Genomic DNA, 2,382 nt, shown 5'->3' with positions numbered 1-2,382 from the left:
GATATGTAGCCCCGTTCGGCTCCTATTGGTGCGAAACGGAAAGCGAACGTCGGCCCTCAGCAGACGCTTGTTCCTCTGAGTCTAGCTGGCGAAGGTATTCATCGCCGCTGATCGTCGTCCACCCCTCCCTTGGGAATCGCTGAACTTCAACGTCTTCCAGTGAGAAGTAGGCTCCAAAGAAGTCACAATTCGGATCAAGTAAGGCAATTCTCCTATCTAGCTCATTGCCGCTCCGTGAAAGTTGATCTTCAAGTGCATCTTCTCTCTTACCGGTTCTTTAGGCATGTCGACTTTCCAATAGCTCGCGAGAACATTTCCCTCGCCGTCCCTGATATCTCCTGTTGGCACATCAGCGCCTTAACGCCTCTCGGCCCGAAGTCGTCGTTGCTCGCCAACGGTACTGGAGTTAGATAAACTACTGCCACCGATCACGAAACGTCCATGAACAGCATTAGCGTCGCAAACATTGCAAATCGTGCCAATGGCCTGGAGCCAGGGCCTATTTCACCAGAAGAGGTCGAACTCGCCCGGAACATTCTCCGAGGACGCGACGGAGGCGTCGTTGATGCAATCCATATCGTCGGGCTTTGTGGCGGCGCTAGCGACGCACCACTGTTGGAAGCCTATCTGCAGGGTGAGGAGAACAACGTCTACGCGGAGTACGCACTCAAAGCGTTATGTCGCTATCTTGGTCTGGTCGAACGATATCGACCTTTGTTGCGCCAATGGATGAAAAACAAGGACGATGGCTTCAGGAGAATGCCTGCAATTCACCTCGCGAACGAATATTTTCGCGATTTCGAGGACAAAGAGCTGGGCCGGTACCTCACGCGCGGCACCTTTCGGATCGAGAGCCGGGCTCAGATGGCCATGCTGCCCCGTTTGAAGCCGCGCACCTACTACGATTTCGTGATTCAGGTGGCGATCGTTCGGCCGGGACCGATCCAGGGCGATATGGTCAATCCTTATCTGCGCCGCCGCGAGGGCAAGGAGCCGGTCGAATATCTCCATTGGCGGCCGGAAACACTGGCTTTGGCGAGCCGTCGATCAGGACGGATATTCTCGACGAAATCGTGCAGGCTCGTCGCGACACGAAGGCTGCCAAGCGATTGCTGGGCAGGCTGCTGAAGAAGCAAGGACTCACGTCGAAGGGGATCATCAGCGACAAGCTGCGCTCATATGGAGCGGCAAACCGGGATGTGATGCCTTCTGTCGAACATCAATCGCATAAAGGCTGAACAATCGCGCGGAAAATTCACACCTGCCGCTGCGAAAGCGAGAAGGGATGATGCAAGGCTTCCGACCCTCCGGCGGATTGCAACGATTCACCGCGGTCTTTTCGGCAATCAGAAATCACTTTGTCCCGTCCTACTATAAGGACACCGCCCTCGCCACCCACATTCATCGAATCAGCGCAATGGCGCAGTGGAGGGCCGTAACCGACGCAGCTGCCTGAGTTCAACGGCAAGCCATTCGCCCGGCTTCAGTCAAACAACATGACATCACCCCGCAAGGATAGGCAGCTCAGACTTCCATTGGCTGTGAAGCTTCGAGGCGGATGAGCGCTTCTGCGAGTTCGCCGGCGCCAGTTGCCACGAAAGCGGCACCCGCTTGCCTGAGGACCAGCGCGCGGTCTGGACGCGGGTCGGCCGGGTCGACAAAACCGATCGCCGTCATGCCAGCCGCCCTCGCCCCCATTATGCCATGGGCGCTGTCATCGATCACCACGCAATGCGCGGGATCGACCCCGACGGTTTCAGCACAGAGATGGAAGAGATCCGGCGCTGGTTTCGGTCGCGCTACCATATCGGCGCTAAAGACGGACGGGGCGAAGGCGTGCCAGAGATCCAACAGGCCGAGACTCTTCGACAGCCGCTCCGTCGAACTGTTCGAGGCAACGCATTTTCGGTGCGGCAACGACCGCACCAGCTTTTCCATGCCGGGCATCGGTTCCAGACAACGGGCGAATTCCGGATAGATATCGAGATGCCAGGCGTCGAAGACCGGATCCAGATCGCCGATGCCGAGCTCTTCCGTGCAGATGCGGCGGATAGCGGTGGCGGAATTGCCGGTGAACCGGACCAGAACCTCTTCGGCGGTTATCGCCGCGCCGGCATCCTGGAGAGCCTTGGCAAGCGTACGGCTGGCGATCGGCTCGCTGTTGATCAGCACGCCGTCACAATCGAAAATCAGAAGATCTATCTGCATAAAAGTCCAATTCCAATGAGGCGTCAAAGCCGATTGACGCCGGCAGCACCGTCAGTGACGGCGAAGCGCTGGAAAACGGCAGCAGGTGAATTCCGCTGCTTGCGGTCGGCAATGCCGATGAAATCCACCTCCGCAGACCGCTCGCTGAGACGCATGATCGCATAACCATGTTTG

The 2,382-nt window shown here is 57.5% G+C and carries 1 protein-coding gene and 2 pseudogenes; 2 read left to right on the top strand and 1 reads right to left on the bottom strand.

The features are described from left to right. Positions 1-768: 768 nt before the first annotated feature. Both C5L12_RS27575 and C5L12_RS27570 read left to right on the top strand, forming a co-directional pair. A pseudogene (locus C5L12_RS27575) lies at positions 769-1,005 on the top strand (hypothetical protein); the annotation flags it as partial. Continuing rightward, a pseudogene (locus C5L12_RS27570) lies at positions 1,004-1,456 on the top strand (IS6 family transposase); the annotation flags it as partial. The pseudogenes C5L12_RS27575 and C5L12_RS27570, both read left to right, overlap by 2 nt. A gap of 68 nt (positions 1,457-1,524) precedes the next feature. On the opposite strand, the gene C5L12_RS27565 reads toward C5L12_RS27570, so the two are convergent. Next, a complete protein-coding gene (locus tag C5L12_RS27565; protein WP_105375157.1) occupies positions 1,525-2,208 on the bottom strand; it encodes an HAD family hydrolase in 684 nt (227 codons plus the stop codon). Between the last annotated feature and the right edge of the window lie 174 nt (positions 2,209-2,382).

The organism is Neorhizobium huautlense, assembly GCF_002968575.1.
In the GTDB taxonomy this organism is placed as follows: domain Bacteria; phylum Pseudomonadota; class Alphaproteobacteria; order Rhizobiales; family Rhizobiaceae; genus Neorhizobium; species Neorhizobium huautlense.
This window is presented reverse-complemented; position numbering and strand designations above follow the sequence as displayed.

What these genes read in the sequence shown, in the direction of transcription:
- C5L12_RS27565 (WP_105375157.1), bottom strand. Translation starts at nt 2,208, where the DNA reads ATGCAGATAGATCTTCTGATTTTCGATTGTGACGGCGTGCTGATCAAC.